Source organism: Aminobacter sp. MDW-2 (assembly GCF_014250155.1).
Lineage (GTDB): Bacteria > Pseudomonadota > Alphaproteobacteria > Rhizobiales > Rhizobiaceae > Aminobacter > Aminobacter ciceronei.
Genome location: NZ_CP060197.1, coordinates 2,085,052 through 2,099,868, shown reverse-complemented (window position 1 = coordinate 2,099,868; position 14,817 = coordinate 2,085,052). Strand labels below are relative to the sequence as shown.

General features: G+C 64.6%; 11 protein-coding genes. 5 read left to right on the top strand and 6 right to left on the bottom strand.

The window, feature by feature from the left end; all coding sequences use genetic code 11:
- Positions 1-191 precede the first annotated feature (191 nt).
- The 5 genes from H5P29_RS10270 (at position 192) to H5P29_RS10250 (ending at position 7,385) form a co-directional block, all read left to right on the top strand.
- Positions 192-2,192 (top strand): CocE/NonD family hydrolase, encoded by a 2,001-nt coding sequence (locus tag H5P29_RS10270; protein WP_154386409.1) that lies wholly within the window; start codon positions 192-194, stop codon positions 2,190-2,192.
- A gap of 142 nt (positions 2,193-2,334) precedes the next feature.
- Positions 2,335-3,918, top strand: a complete 1,584-nt coding sequence (locus tag H5P29_RS10265; protein ID WP_067958019.1) for an ABC transporter substrate-binding protein — start codon at positions 2,335-2,337, stop codon at positions 3,916-3,918.
- Positions 3,919-3,933: 15 nt separating this feature from the next.
- Complete coding sequence (locus H5P29_RS10260) at positions 3,934-4,893, top strand: ABC transporter permease (RefSeq protein ID WP_154386408.1); 960 nt, start codon at positions 3,934-3,936, stop codon at positions 4,891-4,893.
- Between the two features lie 10 nt (positions 4,894-4,903).
- Complete coding sequence (locus H5P29_RS10255) at positions 4,904-5,734, top strand: ABC transporter permease (RefSeq protein ID WP_067958014.1); 831 nt, start codon at positions 4,904-4,906, stop codon at positions 5,732-5,734.
- On the top strand, positions 5,727-7,385 hold the full coding sequence (locus H5P29_RS10250) for an ABC transporter ATP-binding protein (protein WP_154386407.1): 1,659 nt from the start codon (positions 5,727-5,729) through the stop codon (positions 7,383-7,385). The genes H5P29_RS10255 and H5P29_RS10250 overlap by 8 nt, the downstream gene beginning before the upstream one ends.
- A gap of 147 nt (positions 7,386-7,532) precedes the next feature.
- Here the strand turns inward: H5P29_RS10250 and H5P29_RS10245 are convergent, their stop codons facing one another.
- From H5P29_RS10245 to H5P29_RS10220, 6 genes are all read right to left on the bottom strand, one after another.
- Positions 7,533-8,474, bottom strand: a complete 942-nt coding sequence (locus tag H5P29_RS10245) for an alpha/beta hydrolase (protein WP_154386406.1) — start codon at positions 8,472-8,474, stop codon at positions 7,533-7,535.
- Positions 8,475-8,550: 76 nt separating this feature from the next.
- Positions 8,551-9,333: a carnitinyl-CoA dehydratase gene (locus tag H5P29_RS10240; RefSeq protein WP_067958005.1), complete on the bottom strand. Its 783-nt coding sequence runs from the start codon at positions 9,331-9,333 to the stop codon at positions 8,551-8,553.
- A 13-nt stretch (positions 9,334-9,346) separates the two neighbouring features.
- Entirely contained in the window at positions 9,347-11,476 is a 2,130-nt protein-coding gene (locus H5P29_RS10235) for an acetate--CoA ligase family protein (RefSeq protein ID WP_154386405.1), read from the bottom strand.
- Between the two features lie 81 nt (positions 11,477-11,557).
- Entirely contained in the window at positions 11,558-12,721 is a 1,164-nt protein-coding gene (locus tag H5P29_RS10230) for an acyl-CoA dehydrogenase family protein (protein ID WP_154386404.1), read from the bottom strand.
- A 3-nt stretch (positions 12,722-12,724) separates the two neighbouring features.
- Positions 12,725-13,816, bottom strand: a complete 1,092-nt coding sequence (locus tag H5P29_RS10225; protein ID WP_154386403.1) for a carnitine 3-dehydrogenase — start codon at positions 13,814-13,816, stop codon at positions 12,725-12,727.
- Positions 13,817-13,853: 37 nt separating this feature from the next.
- Entirely contained in the window at positions 13,854-14,771 is a 918-nt protein-coding gene (locus H5P29_RS10220) for a 3-keto-5-aminohexanoate cleavage protein (protein ID WP_154386402.1), read from the bottom strand.
- Positions 14,772-14,817 lie beyond the last annotated feature (46 nt).

The window sequence follows — 14,817 nt, the reverse complement described above, 5'->3', positions numbered from 1 at the left end:
CGGACAGGCCAGAGACATCCGCTCTCTGGCCCATGCAATACCCCTTGCGTTTGGCACCCTGCGCTAAGTGCATGACCCCGAAAATCGAGGTCGATTTTCGGCCAAGGATCATGCACAGACTTAAGCGCTACAGCGTTCCTTTGCGCGTCGCAGAACGCGGGGCGCCGTAGCGACGTCGCAGGGAGCCAAGCATGAAAATCATCACCGAATTTCCGCGCGACATCGTCGAGTTTCCCGACATGGGCATCGTCATGCCCGACGGTGTCAGGCTGTCGGCGCGGGTGTGGATGCCGGCCGATGCCGACCAGGACCCGGTGCCCGCCATCCTCGAGCACCTGCCCTACCGCAAGCGCGACGGCACGACGACGCGCGATTGCCTGACCCATCCCTATTTCGCCGGCCACGGCTATGCCTCGATCCGCGTCGACATGCGCGGCAACGGCGATTCCGAAGGCTTGATGGACGACGAATACTCCGACCAGGAGTGGCAGGACGCCTGCGACGTCATCGCCTGGGCAGCAAGCCAGCCCTGGTGCAACGGCAAGGTCGGGATGATGGGCATCTCCTGGGGCGGCTTCAACGGCCTGCAGGTGGCGGCCCTCCAGCCCAAGGCGCTGAAGGCGATCATCACGCTGTGCTCGACCGACGATCGCTACGCCGACGACATCCACTACAAGGGCGGCCTGCTGTTGAACGAGAACATGGGCTGGGGCGCAACCATGCTGTCCTACTCCTCCAGGCCGCCGGATCCGGCGCTGGTCGGTGAAAAGTGGCGCGATATGTGGCTAGACCGGCTGGAGCAGGAGCCCTTCCTGCCCGCACACTGGCTGAACCACCAACGTCGCGACGCCTACTGGAAGCGCGGCTCGGTCAACGAGGACTACTCGGCCATCAAGGCCGCCGTGCTCGCCATCGGCGGCTGGGGCGACTCCTACAAGAACACCGTCTCGCGCCTGGTCAGCAACCTCAAGGCGCCGGTCAAGGGCATCGCCGGGCCATGGGTGCACAAATATCCGCATTTCGCCGTGCCGAAGCCGGCCATCGGCTTCCTGCAAGAGGCTTTGCGCTGGTGGGACCACTGGTTGAAGGGCAGGGAGACCGGCGTCGAAGACGATCCGGCGATGCGGCTCTACCTCATGGAGTCCGAGCCACCGCGCGAGTGGTATCTGGAGCGCCAGGGCCGCTGGATCGCCGAGCGGCAATGGCCTTCGCCAGAGATCGCGACCAGGACCCTGGCGCTCGGCACCAACGGCATGTTGGCCGAGGGCGTCGAGCTGGAGGCGCCGGTGTCGATCAACTCGCCGCAGGATTGCGGCATGGATGGCGGCGAATACTGCGCCATCTGGCTCGGGCCGGAACTGCCGGGAGACCAGCGCGCCGACGACGCCAAGTCGGCCTGCTTCGACGGTGCCGCACTCGAGGCACCGCTCGACATCGTCGGCAGCCCGGTCATCCGGCTGAAGCTTGCCGCCGACCGCCGGCGTGCGATGGTGGCGGTGCGCCTGTGCGACGTCCAGCCCGACGGTGCCTCGACGCGTGTCACCTATGGCGTGCTCAACCTCTGCCAGCGCAACAGCCATGAGTTCCCCGAGGACTTGGTGTCAGGCGAGACGATGGAGATCGCATTCAAGCTCGACGACATCGCCTACCGCGTCGCTGCAGGTAACCGGCTGCGCGTCTCCATATCCTCGACCTACTGGCCGCTGGTCTGGCCATCGCCGGAAGAGGTGACGCTGACGATCCAAGGTGGCGCGATCGAGCTGCCGGTGCGGGCCTCGGGCAAAGGCGACGAATGGACGTTCCAGGAACCGGAGGGCGCCACCCCCTGGCAGATCGAAACACTGCGCGAGGACAGCCACCTCCGCAAGGTCGAACGCGCGGACGGCAAGGTCACTCTTCGCATCGTCGACGACTTCGGCGAGACCCGCGATCTCGACCATGGACTGGCGGTCGGCGAGGTCGCCCGCGAGTCCTGGAGCATCGATCCTGCCGACCCTCTCGCGGCCCATGGCGAGACCCATTGGACCCAGACGCTGAAACGCGACAATTGGTCGGTCAGGACCGAAACCTTCACCACCATGCGTTCGGACGGTGAGAATTTCCATCTCACCGGCCGCATCGAGGCCTATGAAGGCGAGATTCTGGTTTTCGAGCGCAATTTCAGCGAGATCGTCGCTCGCGACCACATCTGACGTTCAGAACGACTGTTCCGAATGCGACATGGCGAATGCGCCACTCGATGTCGCATTCGGCCTTGCCGATGCCCTTACGTTACGGTCAATATTGCCACCAGAAGTCGAGCAATAACGACCGCCAGAGTGAGGAGCCTTTCCAATGTCAAATGAACTGGAATATCTGAGCCGCCGAGTCGCTGCGGGCAAATTGAACCGTCGCGATTTCCTGGGCCGCGCCGCGGCCTTGGGCGTCACGGCAACCTTCGCCAACTCGTTGCTGGCCAGCGCCGCCAAGGCCGAAGGTCCTGTGAAAGGCGGCATCCTGCGCGCCGGCATGCAGGGTGGTGCGGCCACCGACAGCCTCGACCCGGCATCCTGGTCGAGCCAGGTGCCTTATTTCTTCGGCCGCCAGTGGGGCGAGCAGCTGGTGCAGATCTCGCCCGAGGGCGAGCCCAAGCCGGCGCTGGCCGAGGAATGGGGCGCGTCCGACGACGCCAAGACCTGGACCTTCAAGATCCGCAAGGGCGTGCAGTTCCACAACGGCCAGGAGATGACGCCGGCTGACGTCGTGGCCACCATCGAACGCCACTCCGACGAGAAGGCGAAGTCCGGCGCGCTCGGCCTGATGGGCGGTATCGCCTCGGTCAAGGCCGACGGCCAGAACGTCATCTTCGAACTGAAGGACGCCAACGCCGACCTGCCCTTCCTGCTCGACGACTACCATTTGATGATCCAGCCCAATGGTGGCAAGGACAAGCCCGACGCCGGCATCGGCACCGGCCCCTACAAGATCACCGTCAACGAGGCCGGCGTGCGCCTCGGCGGCGAGAAGTTCGCCAACTACTGGCGCGACGACCGCGGCTTTGCCGACCAGATCGAGATCATCGTCATCAACGATGCCACGGCTCGCACCTCTGCATTGCAGGGTGGCCAGGTCGACATCATCAACCGCGTCGAGCCGAAGATCGTCGAGCTGATCAAGCGCGTACCGGGCGTTGTCATCCGCAATGTCGCCGGCCGTGGCCACTACGTCTTCATCGCTCATTGCAACACCGCGCCCTTCGACAACAACGACCTCCGGCTGGCGCTGAAATACGCGCTCGACCGCGAGGAGATGCTGCAGAAGATTCTGATGGGCTACGGCTCGGTCGGCAACGACACGCCGATCAACAAGGCCTATCCGCTGTTCACCGAAATGGAGCAGCGCAAGTTCGATCCCGACAAGGCCGCCTTCCACTACAAGAAGTCGGGCCATTCCGGCTCGGTGCTGCTGCGCACCTCCGACGTCGCCTTCCCAGGTGCTGTCGACGCCGCCCAACTCTACCAGCAGAGCGCCGCCAAGGCCGGCATCACGCTCGAGGTCAAGCGCGAGCCCGGCGACGGCTACTGGTCGGAAGTCTGGAACAAGCAGCCCTTCTCGGCCTCCTACTGGGGCGGACGCCCGACGCAGGATCAGATGTACTCGACCGCCTATTATTCGAAGGCCGAGTGGAACGACACGCGCTTCCAGCGCGAGGACTTCGACAAGATGCTGTTTGCCGCGCGTTCGGAACTCGATCCGGAGAAGCGCAAGAAGATCTATGCCGACATGGGCCAGATCGTGCGCGACGAAGGCGGCGTCATCACGCCGATGTTCAACGACTTCATCGACGCCACCAGCGCCAAAGTCGGCGGCTGGGTCGATGACGGCAACCAGGAGATGATGGGCGGCTACGCACTGTCCAAGTGCTGGCTCAACGCCTGATAGGGCATTGAGCGCATGTCCAATCCGATCCTGAAACTGATCGCCCAGCGCATTGCGCTGGGCCTTATCTTGCTTCTGGCCGTTTCGGTCCTGATCTTCGCCGGCACCCAGATCCTGCCCGGCGACGTCGCCCAATCCATTCTCGGCCAGTCGGCCACACCGCAGGCGCTCGCCAATCTGCGCGAGGAACTCGGCCTCAACGCGCCCGCCTATGTCAGGTATTTCCGCTGGCTCGGCGGCGTCTTGACCGGAGACCTCGGCACCGCCCTCTCGAGCCGGCAGGACATTGCCACCGCCATTGGCGGCCGGCTGTGGAATACGCTGTTCCTCGCCTTCTGGGCGGCGATCGTGTCGATCCCGCTGGCCATCATCCTCGGCCTGCTTGCCGTGCGCTACCGCAACGGCTGGATCGACAAGACCATTTCCGGCCTGGCGCTGGCCTCGACCTCGTTGCCGGAGTTTTTCGTCGGCTACCTGCTCGTCTACTTCTTCGCCGTGAAGTGGCAGATCTTCCCCGGCATCTCCACCGTCTATGACGGCATGCCGTTCCTTGAGCGCATGAAGGCCATCGCCCTGCCGGCGACCGCACTCACGCTGGTGGTGCTCGCCCACATGATGCGCATGACGCGGGCGGCTATCCTCAACGTCATGCAGTCGGCTTATATCGAGACCGCCGAGCTCAAGGGCCTGTCGCCCTTCGAGATCATCCGCAAGCACGCCTTCCCCAATGCGATTGCGCCGGTCATCAACGTCGTGATGCTCAACCTCGCCTTCCTCATCGTCGGCGTCGTCGTCATCGAGGTGATCTTCGTCTATCCCGGCATGGGGCAATATCTGGTCGACCATGTCGCCAAGCGCGACGTGCCGGTGGTGCAGGCAGTCGGGCTGATCTTCGCTGCCGTCTATATCGGCCTCAACATCATCGCCGACATTGCCGCCATCGTGGCCAATCCGCGCCTCAGGCATCCGAAGTGAGGGGCGCACCATGCTTGACCTGAAACGTATTCCCCTTGGCGCCGCGATCGGGCTGGTGCTGACCGCACTGTTCCTGATTGCGGCGATCTTCGCGCCGCTGATCGCACCTTACGGCCTGGGCGAGATCGTCGGCGACGTCTGGGCCCCGATGTCGTCGCAGTTCCTGCTCGGCACCGACAATCTTGGCCGCGACCTGCTCTCGCGCATGATCTTCGGCGCGCGCACGACGATCTTCATCGCCGTGATGGCGACGGCGTTGTCGTTTTCGCTGGGCGCGATCCTCGGCTTCACCGCGGCCGTCGTCGGCGGCTGGTTCGACACCGGCATGTCGCGCTTCGTCGATCTGTTGATGGCAATTCCGACGCTGATCTTCGCGCTCGTCGTGCTGTCGGTGCTGCCATCGACATTGGTGACGCTGATCCTGGTCATGGGCATCCTCGACGCCACCCGTGTCTACCGCCTGTCGCGGGCGGTGGCCGTCGACATCAACGTCATGGATTTCGTCGAGGCAGCCAAGCTGCGCGGCGAAGGCAAGGGCTGGATCATTTTCCGCGAGATATTGCCCAACGCGCTGTCACCGCTGATTTCCGAACTCGGCCTGCGCTTCATCTATGCCGTGTTGTTCCTGTCGGCACTGTCCTTCCTCGGCCTCGGCGTGCAGCCGCCGGATGCCGACTGGGGTGGCATGGTCAAGGAAAACAAGGACGGCATCGTCTTTGGCATCCCGGCAGCCCTGATACCGGCCGCCGCGATCGCAGCGCTTGCCATCTCGGTCAATCTCGTCGCCGACTGGGTGCTCAACCGCACCACCGATCTCAAGGGAGGACGCGGCAATGGCTAAGGCACCTGCGAACGGCTCTGGCCCACTGCTCGACATCCGCGACCTCAGGATCGAGGCCAAGGTCTATCCGCCTGGCGAAGCGCCACGCACCATCACGCTGGTGCACGACGTGTCGCTGACGCTCGAAAAGGGCAAGGTGCTCGGCCTGATCGGCGAATCCGGCGCCGGCAAGTCGACGATCGGCTTGTCGTCCATGGCTTATGGCCGCGGCGGCGTGAAGATCACCGGCGGCGAGATCATCCTCAACGGCCGCGACATCCGAAAGGGCGGCACGCAAGGCATCCGCGCTTTGCGCGGGCGCGAGGTCTGTTATGTCGCGCAGTCGGCGGCGGCGGCCTTCAACCCGGCGCATCGCCTGATGGACCAGGTGGTCGAAGCCTCGATCCTGCACGGCGTGTCGAGCCGAGCAGAGGCCGAGCGGCGCGCGGTTGCGCTGTTCAAGAAGCTCAGCCTTCCCGATCCGGAAAACATCGGCAAGCGCTTCCCCCACCAGGTCTCGGGCGGCCAGTTGCAGCGCGTCATGACCGCCATGGCGCTGTGCTCTGAGCCTGACCTGATCGTCTTCGACGAGCCAACGACGGCGCTCGACGTCACCACCCAGATCGACGTGCTTGCCGCCATCAAGGAGGCGATCCGCGACACCGGTGTCGCCGCTCTCTACATCAGCCACGACCTTGCCGTCGTCGCCCAGGTCTCGGACGAGATCATGGTGCTGCGCCACGGCAAGCTGGTCGAATGGGGCGGCACGCAGCAGATCATCAAGGAGCCGCGCCAGGAATACACCTCGGCGCTGGTCTCGGTGCACGAGATCGCGCACGAGGAAAAGAAGCCGGGCGCTTCCCCCTTCCTGTCGGTCAGGAACGTGACGGCCGCCTATGGCGGCGGCAAGATCAAGGTGCTGAAGAACGTCTCGGTCGACATCCTGCCCGGCCAGACGCTCGCCGTCGTCGGCGAATCCGGCTCGGGCAAGTCGACCCTGGCGCGCGCCATAACAGGCCTTTTGCCGCCCGAGGAAGGCAGCATCACCTTTGCCGGGCGCGCACTCGGCAACCGTCTCGCCGACCGCAGCCGCGACGACCTGCGCGAGTTGCAGATGATCTACCAGATGGCCGACGTGGCGATGAACCCACGCCAAACCGTGGGCACCATCATCGGCCGTCCGCTGGAGTTCTATTTCGGCATGGGCGGCAAGGAGCGTGATGCCAAGGTCGCCGAACTGCTCGACAAGATCGAGATGGGGCGCGGTTTCATCGATCGCTACCCGGCCGAGCTCTCCGGCGGCCAGAAACAACGCGTCTGTATCGCCCGTGCGCTTGCCGCCAAACCGAGACTGATCATCTGCGACGAGGTGACGAGCGCCCTCGACCCGCTGGTCGCCAACGGCATCCTCAAGCTGCTGCTCGGGCTACAGGCCGAGGAAGGCGTCGCCTATCTGTTCATCACCCACGATCTGGCGACGGTGAAGTCGATCGCCGACTCCATCGCCGTCATGTATCGCGGCGAAGTGGTCCGCTACGGGCCGAAATCCGAAGTGCTGAAGCCGCCCTTCGACGCCTACACCGACCTGCTGCTGTCGTCGGTGCCGGAGATGGAGATCGGCTGGCTGGAAAAGGCGATCGGCGGACGCAGGATGGCAAGCGCTGGGAATTGAAGCGGAGGCCCTTCCCTCTCCCCGTTCACGGGGAGAGGGTGGCCGCGAAGCGGTTGGGTGAAGGGCAGCTCTACGTTTGAGGAAGTGGCGCCGCCCCTCATCCGCCTGCCGGCACCTTCTCCCCGTGAACGGGGAGAAGGAAGCCAATCACCATACCCACTCACCGCGCCCCAGCGCCGCCACAGCATCGACGATGCGCGTGAAACTTGCCCGGGCGCGGCCGACGGTGTGGCGAGCGCGCAGATAGCCGTGCACCAACCCCGGCTCCTCGTGCCAGAAGGCCTTGCCGCCAGCGGCAACAATGCGTTCGCCATAGGCCTCACCATCAGACGACAGCGGGTCGCATTCGGCCGTGACGACGACTGTCGGCGGCAAATTGGCGAAGTCGGCGTCGGCCAGTGGCGACAGGGTGATGTCGCCGGTGCGGTCCTCGCCACCGGTGCGGATGTCCTTATAGAATTCGAGGTCGCGCATGGTCAGCATCGGCGCCTCGGCGTGAACGACGTAGGAACCGCGTGCGCGATCGCCGCCAAGGCCCGGGTAGACCAACACTTGCCCGACCGGACGATGCTTGTGGCCGCGCGTCGCGTGGCTGACGGCGGCGGCAATGTTGCCGCCGGCGCTGTCGCCGGCGAGCACGATTGGCTGGCTGTATTTGGCCGTAGCCCATTCGAAGGCTGCCATGGCGTCATCGAAAGCGGCCGGATGCCGGTGCTCGGGCGCCAGCCGGTAGTCGACCGACACGACCTCGCAGCCGGTGCGGCCACACAGCTCGGCACAGACATCGTCATGGCTGTCGAGCCCGCCAAGGATGAAGCCGCCGCCATGGAAATAGAGCACCACCGCTTCCGGCGCCTTGCCGGCCAGGCGGTAGATGCGGATAGGCACGTCGTGAGCTGGCGCCGTGATTGCCGTCGTCTCGGCCGACACGCCCTCGGGATAGCCGGCGAAGAATTCCCGGCACATGCGATCGTAGATCTTACGCTGCTGGACAATGGTGTAGTCGATGGTATCGGGCGGATAATAGGCGTTGGTGCGCTCGATGAAGGCCCAGGTCTCGGCATCGATGAGTTTTGTATAGTCGGTCATTGGCGCAGGCTCCGGTAGCACTCCTGAGCGCGCCTCGTGGGGGCATGACGGGACTCGACCATGACGTTAGGCTTCCCTACTTCCCCTTCCACACCGGATCGCGCTTCTCCGCAAACGCCTTGAAGCCTTCGAGATTGTCCTCCGAGGCGTAGAGTTCGTCGACCGTTCGGAATTGCCGCTTGGTGATGCGGTTCATCGTTTCCTGGAAGCAGGTGCCCTCGGCCGCGCGCGCCACCTCCTTGATGGCGGCGAAGACCAGCGGCGGACCGCCGGCGAGCAGGCGGGCGATCTCCCAGACACGATCCTCGAGCCTGTCGGCCGGCAGCACCTCGTTGACCAGGCCCCAGCGATGCGCCTCAGCGACGTCCATCCAGCGGCCGGTGAGCAGAAGGTCCATCGCCACGTGGTAGGGAATGCGCTTGGGCAGCTTGATGGTCGCGGCGTCGGCGAGCGTGCCCGCACGGATCTCGGGCAGTGCGAAGCTCGAATGCTCGGAGGCGTAGATCAGGTCGCAGGACAGCGCCAGTTCGAAGCCGCCGCCCACCGCCATGCCGTTGACGCAGGCAATCACCGGCTTGTTGAGGTCACGCAGTTCCTGCAGCCCGCCGAAGCCGCCGACGCCGTAGTCGCCGTCGACCGCATCGCCACTGGCGGCGGCCTTCAGGTCCCACCCGGCCGAGAAGAATTTTTCCCCCGCCGTCCTGACGATGGCGACGCGCAGGCCGTCATCGTCGCGAAAGGTCTTGAAGGTCTCGCCCAGCAGCCGTGACGTCGCGAGATCGATGGCATTGGCCTTGGGCCGGTCGAGCGTAACTTCGAGGATCGCACCCTCGCGACGGGTTTTCACGACATCGGACATTTTTTCTCTCCCTCTAGGCCGTCACCAGCAGCGCATCCGCAATCCAGGCGCCCTGCCCTTCACCACAGACGATCAGCGGATTGATATCGAGTTCCTCGATTGCATCGCCATGATGGGACACGAAGCCTGATATGGCCATGATCGCATCGATTGCGGCACCGACATCAGCCCTGGCGCGGCCGCGATAGCCTTGGAGCAACGGGGACATCTTCAGCCCCGTGAGCGCCGCTGCAACCTCGCCGCGCGAGGCGGGCAAAAGCAGCGTGGCACTGTCTTTCATCAGCTCGACCAGTACACCGCCGCTGCCGATGGTCATGACGGGCCCGAACAGCGGATCGCTGGTGACACCGACGATCAGCTCGGCCACACCGCCCAAGACCATCTTTTCGACATAGAGGCCGGAGCCGAGCAGCAAAAGGGCTGCAGCCGCCGCGTCGACCTCCTCGCCGGTCCGCAGGTTGAGCCTGACGGCACCGAGTTCGCTCTTGTGGGTCACGCCGAGCGCCTTGAGCGCAACCGGATAGCCCAGCGACTCCGCAGCCGCGATGGCCTCCGCAACGCTTGCCGCGCGACGACCGCTCGGCACGGCCAGGCCGGCGTCGCGCAGCAGGAACTTGGCAGCGGCTTCGTCAAATATCGCCTTGGCGTCGCCCCTTTCTAGCCTTTGGCCGGAGCGGGATGCATCAGCACCACGCCCTACCGCCGCAGCAACCGGCCTACGCCACGCCTCGCCGACAAACGCGGCAGCCTCTGCCGCGTCCATCGCCTCCGCTATGCCCTGCAACGGCACGATGCCGCGCGCAAACAGGTCGGCGGCGTGCTCCTCGGTCAGGTTCTCCGACATCGACGCCACCACCGCGCCAGACGCGCCATTGGCTTTCAGCGCCGCCTCGAAGGCGCGCACCGTCGGCCACCAGTCGGCATCCGAGCAACGGTCGTTACGCGGGAAGTCGAGCACCAGCATGTTGAGGTCGAAGCTATCAGATGCCATGGCGGTGAAAGTGGCCGTCATCGCCGGTTCGTCGTTCCAGATGAAGGTGTGGTAGTCGAGCGGATTGGCGACCGCCACAAAAGCGCCGAGCGTCGATTTTATCCGCGCATAGTGGTCAGGCTTAAGCGCCGGGAAACGCACCCGCCGGCCCTCGGCACTGTCGGCCATGACGGAGGCCTCGCCACCCGAACAACTCATCGACGACAGCGTGAAGCCGGGCAGCGGTCCCAAGGCATGCAGCAGTTTCAGCGTTTCGAGCAGTGACGGGATGGTATCGACACGGGCGATGCCCAGCCGTTTGAGGAAGGCATCCGACGCGGTGTCGGAGCCGGCGAGCGACGCGGTGTGCGATATCGTCGCCTTGCGCGCCTGCTCGGAGCGGCCAACCTTCATGGCGACGATCGGCTTGTTCAGTTCACGTGCGCGCACAGCCAGCCGCTCGAAGCCGTCGACCGTGTCGAAACCCTCGATGTGCAGGCCGAGGCACGACACGCGCTCGTCCTCGATCAGGCCCAACGCCATCTCGGAGAGGCCGGTCTGCGCCTGGTTGCCGGCCGTCATCAGGAAGGCTACCGGCAGGCCTCGCTTCTGCATGGTCAGGTTGCAGGCGATGTTGGACGATTGCGTGATGATGGCAACGCCGCGCCCCTCAGGCGCGAGCCTCTGGCCACCGTGCTGGTCGGGCCACAACAGTGCGCCGTCGGCATAGTTGATCAGGCCATAGCAATTGGGTCCGATGACGGGCATCGCACCGGCGGCCGTTACCAGCTCGGTCTGCAGCCGCTCACCATCGGCATCGTCGTTGCCTGCCTCGAGGAAGCCCGAGGCAAAGCAGATCGCCCCGCCCGCGCCACGCGCGGCGAGTTGCGCGATCACCTCGATGGTCAGGAAGCGGTTGACGCCAACGAAGGCGGCGTCGGGCGCCGCCGGCAGCTCTGCCACCGAGCGAAAGGTTTTGATGCCCTCGACCTCACCCTTTGTCGGATGCACCGGCCAGATGTCGCCGGCAAAGCCCATCTTCAGGCACTGCTTGACCACGGCGGCGGCTTGCGAGCCGCCGAAAACGGCAATCGACTTCGGTCGCAGCAAACGCTCGAGCCGCGTTCGCCCTGCTGGCTTCGGGGTGGAGGTGGTCAAAGTCGAGCTACTCATTTCCACCCCCACCCGGCCCTGCGGGCCACCTTGCCCCGAAGAGCAAGGTCAAACTTTCTTGCCGCCTGCGCAGCCCCGAGATCATCCGCCCACCGCCCTGAGCAGCGCGCGGGAGATGATGTGGCGCTGGATCTCCGAAGTGCCTTCCCAGATGCGCTCGACGCGGGCGTCGCGCCAGATGCGCTCCAGCGGCAGGTCGTCCATAAGGCCCATGCCGCCGTGGATCTGGATCGCTTCATCGGCGACGAATGCCAGCATCTCGGTAGCCTTGAGCTTGGCCATCGCCATGTCCTGGTCGGTGACCGTGCCCTGGTCGTATTTCCAGCCTGCCTCCATCACCATCAGCTCGGCAGCCTTGAGCTCGGTCGCCATGTCGGCCAGCTTGAACGACACGCCCTGGAACTTGCCGATCTGCTGGCCGAACTGCTGGCGCTGGGCGGCGTATTCGACGGCATGGTTCAATGCGCGTTCGGCGCGGCCGAGGCAGGTGGCGCCGACCTGCAGGCGCGTTGCGCCCAGCCAGCTGTTGGCGACTTCAAAACCCTTGTGCACCTCGCCAAGGACCTGGCTCGCCGGCAGGCGGCAGTCGTCGAACTCCAGCACCGAATTGGTGTAGCCGCGATGCGAGACGTTGCGATAGCCGTCGCGCACGGTGAAGCCAGGCGTGCCCTTGTCGACGAAGAACGCGGTGATCTTCTTGCGTTTTCCACGCGGACTGTCCTCTTCGCCCGAGGCCATGAAGACGATGGCGAAATCGGCAATGTCGGCGTGGGAGATGAAATGCTTGGTGCCGTTGAGCACCCAGTCGCTGCCATCCTGGACGGCAGTCGCTCTCATGCCGCGCAGGTCGGAACCCGCACCCGGCTCGGTCATGGCTAGACAGTCCGACTTCTCGCCGCGGATGCAAGGGAAAAGATACTTCTCGCGCTGCTCCGACGTGCCGGCGAGCAGGATGTTGGACGGGCGCGCCACGCAGGTCCAGTGCAACGCATAGTTGGCGCGGCCGAGCTCCTTTTCGTAAAGCAGCCAGGTCAGCGTATCGAGCCCGGCACCGCCGACATCCGCCGGCATGTTGGCAGCATAAAGCCCAGCCGTGATCGCCTTTGCCTTGATGTCCTCGATCAGCTCGCGCTGGAGATGACCCGTGCGCTCGACCTCCTGCTCATGCGGATAGAGCTCGTTCTCGACGAAGGCACGCGTCGTGTCGACGATGAGTTGCTGTTCCTCGGACAGACCGAAATGCATGGCTTAGCCCTTCTTCTTGGCCGGAGCCTTTTTCAGAGCCTTCTTAACCGGCTTGCTCGCCTTGGCCTTTTCGGCGGCCTTCGAGACCTTCGGCTTGGCCTGGGCGGCGAGCTGTTTGGTGTAGTCCTTGTAGAGCGCGCCGGCGCCCCAGCCCTTGCCCTTGTTCTGCTTCGACAGCGCATCCATGATCGCGACAAGATTGTCGTCGCGGATCTTCTCCAGCTCGCGGATCGACCACTTGCTTGATTGGTCGTCGGACTGGCCGGCGATCAGGTCGACGAGTTCGTCGTTGAACTCCGGCACATCCATCAGCTTGGTCCACGGCCACTGCAGGCAGGGCCCGAACTGGGCCATGAAGTGGCGCATGCCCGCTTCGCCGCCGGCAATGCGATAGACCTGGAACATGCCCATCTGGGCCCAGCGCAGGCCGAAGCCGTAGCGCATGATGTCGTCGAGTTCCTCGACCGAGCAGATTCCGTCCTTGATCAGCCACAGCGCCTCGCGCCAGGCCGCTTCGAGCAGGCGGTCGCCGACAAAGGCCTCGATCTCCTTGCGGATGACAACCGGCTTCATGCCGATCGAAGAATAGATCTCCTTGGCGACCTCGATGGCCTCGGGGAACGTCTTGATACCGCCGACAATCTCGACGATCGGCAGAAGATAGACCGGGTTGAACGGATGGCCGACAACCAGTCTTTCAGGGTGCTTCTTCATCGCCACCTGCATGTCAGACGGCTTGATGCCCGAGGTCGACGAGCCGATGATCGCATTGGCTGGCGCGTGCATGTCGATCTCGGCCAGCACCTTGTGCTTGAGATCGAGTCGCTCAGGCACGCTTTCCTGGATGAAATCGGCGTCTGCCACCGCCTCGGCAATTGTCTTGGCATAGGTCAGCTTGCCTTCTTTGGGCAGCCCGCCGGGCACCATCTGCTTGTAGGCGCGGCGCGCCCCCTTCATCACCTCGCTGACTTTACGGGTTGCCTCCGGGTCGGGATCGAAGATCGACACGTCGATGCCGTTGAGCAGCAGCCGCGCCACCCAGCCCGCGCCGATCACCCCGCCGCCAATGGCGGCTGCTTTGGAAATTGTGTTCATGAACATGCCCCTCCCGGCAGATTTGGACTTGCGGCCATCAGGCCGCCAGCGGCGCGCGCTTGACGAGGTTGAGCTTCTTACGCACCTCTTCCGGTCCGATGACCCGCGCGCCCAGGGTCTCGACGACGGCGACCGCCTTCTCGACCAGTTGCGCATTGGTGGCGAGCACGCCCTTGTCGAGCCAGAGATTGTCCTCGAGGCCGACGCGCACATTGCCGCCGGCCAGCACCGCTGCGGCCGCATAGGCCATCTGGTTGCGGCCCAGCGAGAAGGCCGAGAAGGTCCAGCTCTTCGGCACGTTGTTGACCATCGCCATGAAGGTATTGAGGTCGTCGGGCGCACCCCACGGCACGCCCATGCACAGCTGCACCAGCGCGTCGGGCGCAAGCACGCCCTCCTCGACCAGCTGCTTGGCAAACCATAGATGACCGGTGTCAAAGGCCTCGATCTCGGGCTTCACGCCCATCGCGGTCATCATGCCGCCCATGGCGCGCAGCATGCCCGGCGTGTTGGTCATGACGTAGTCGGCCTCGGCGAAGTTCATCGTGCCGCAGTCGAGCGTGCAGATCTCCGGCAGACACTGGCGCACATGCTCGACGCGGTTGGTGGCGCCGCCCATGTCGGTGCCGGCTTCCTTGAGCGGCAGCGGGCTTTCGACGCCGCCAAACACCATGTCGCCGCCCATGCCGGCGGTGAGGTTCAACACCACGTCGACATTGGCTTCACGGATGCGCTCGGTCACCTCGCGGTAGAGATGGATGTCGCGGCGCGGCTTGCCGGTCTCCGGGTCGCGGACGTGGCAGTGGACGATGGCAGCACCGGCCTTGGCTGCCTCGATAGCCGAGTCGGCGATCTGCTTGGGCGAACGCGGCACCAGATGGCTGCGATCCTGCGTGCCGCCGGACCCGGTAACGGCACAGGTAATGAAAACCTCACGGTTCATCTCGAGCGGCATCGCATTCCTCCCTTACGAAACTTGACGGATCATTGCGCCGCTTGCG

Excerpts from the sequence above, each read along its gene's own strand:
- H5P29_RS10270 (WP_154386409.1), top strand. The coding sequence starts at position 192 with ATGAAAATCATCACCGAATTTCCGCGCGACATCGTCGAGTTTCCCGAC.
- H5P29_RS10265 (WP_067958019.1), top strand. The coding sequence starts at position 2,335 with ATGTCAAATGAACTGGAATATCTGAGCCGCCGAGTCGCTGCGGGCAAA.
- H5P29_RS10260 (WP_154386408.1), top strand. The coding sequence starts at position 3,934 with ATGTCCAATCCGATCCTGAAACTGATCGCCCAGCGCATTGCGCTGGGC.
- H5P29_RS10255 (WP_067958014.1), top strand. The coding sequence starts at position 4,904 with ATGCTTGACCTGAAACGTATTCCCCTTGGCGCCGCGATCGGGCTGGTG.
- H5P29_RS10250 (WP_154386407.1), top strand. The coding sequence starts at position 5,727 with ATGGCTAAGGCACCTGCGAACGGCTCTGGCCCACTGCTCGACATCCGC.
- H5P29_RS10245 (WP_154386406.1), bottom strand. The coding sequence starts at position 8,474 with ATGACCGACTATACAAAACTCATCGATGCCGAGACCTGGGCCTTCATC.
- H5P29_RS10240 (WP_067958005.1), bottom strand. The coding sequence starts at position 9,333 with ATGTCCGATGTCGTGAAAACCCGTCGCGAGGGTGCGATCCTCGAAGTT.
- H5P29_RS10235 (WP_154386405.1), bottom strand. The coding sequence starts at position 11,476 with ATGAGTAGCTCGACTTTGACCACCTCCACCCCGAAGCCAGCAGGGCGA.
- H5P29_RS10230 (WP_154386404.1), bottom strand. The coding sequence starts at position 12,721 with ATGCATTTCGGTCTGTCCGAGGAACAGCAACTCATCGTCGACACGACG.
- H5P29_RS10225 (WP_154386403.1), bottom strand. The coding sequence starts at position 13,816 with ATGAACACAATTTCCAAAGCAGCCGCCATTGGCGGCGGGGTGATCGGC.
- H5P29_RS10220 (WP_154386402.1), bottom strand. The coding sequence starts at position 14,771 with ATGCCGCTCGAGATGAACCGTGAGGTTTTCATTACCTGTGCCGTTACC.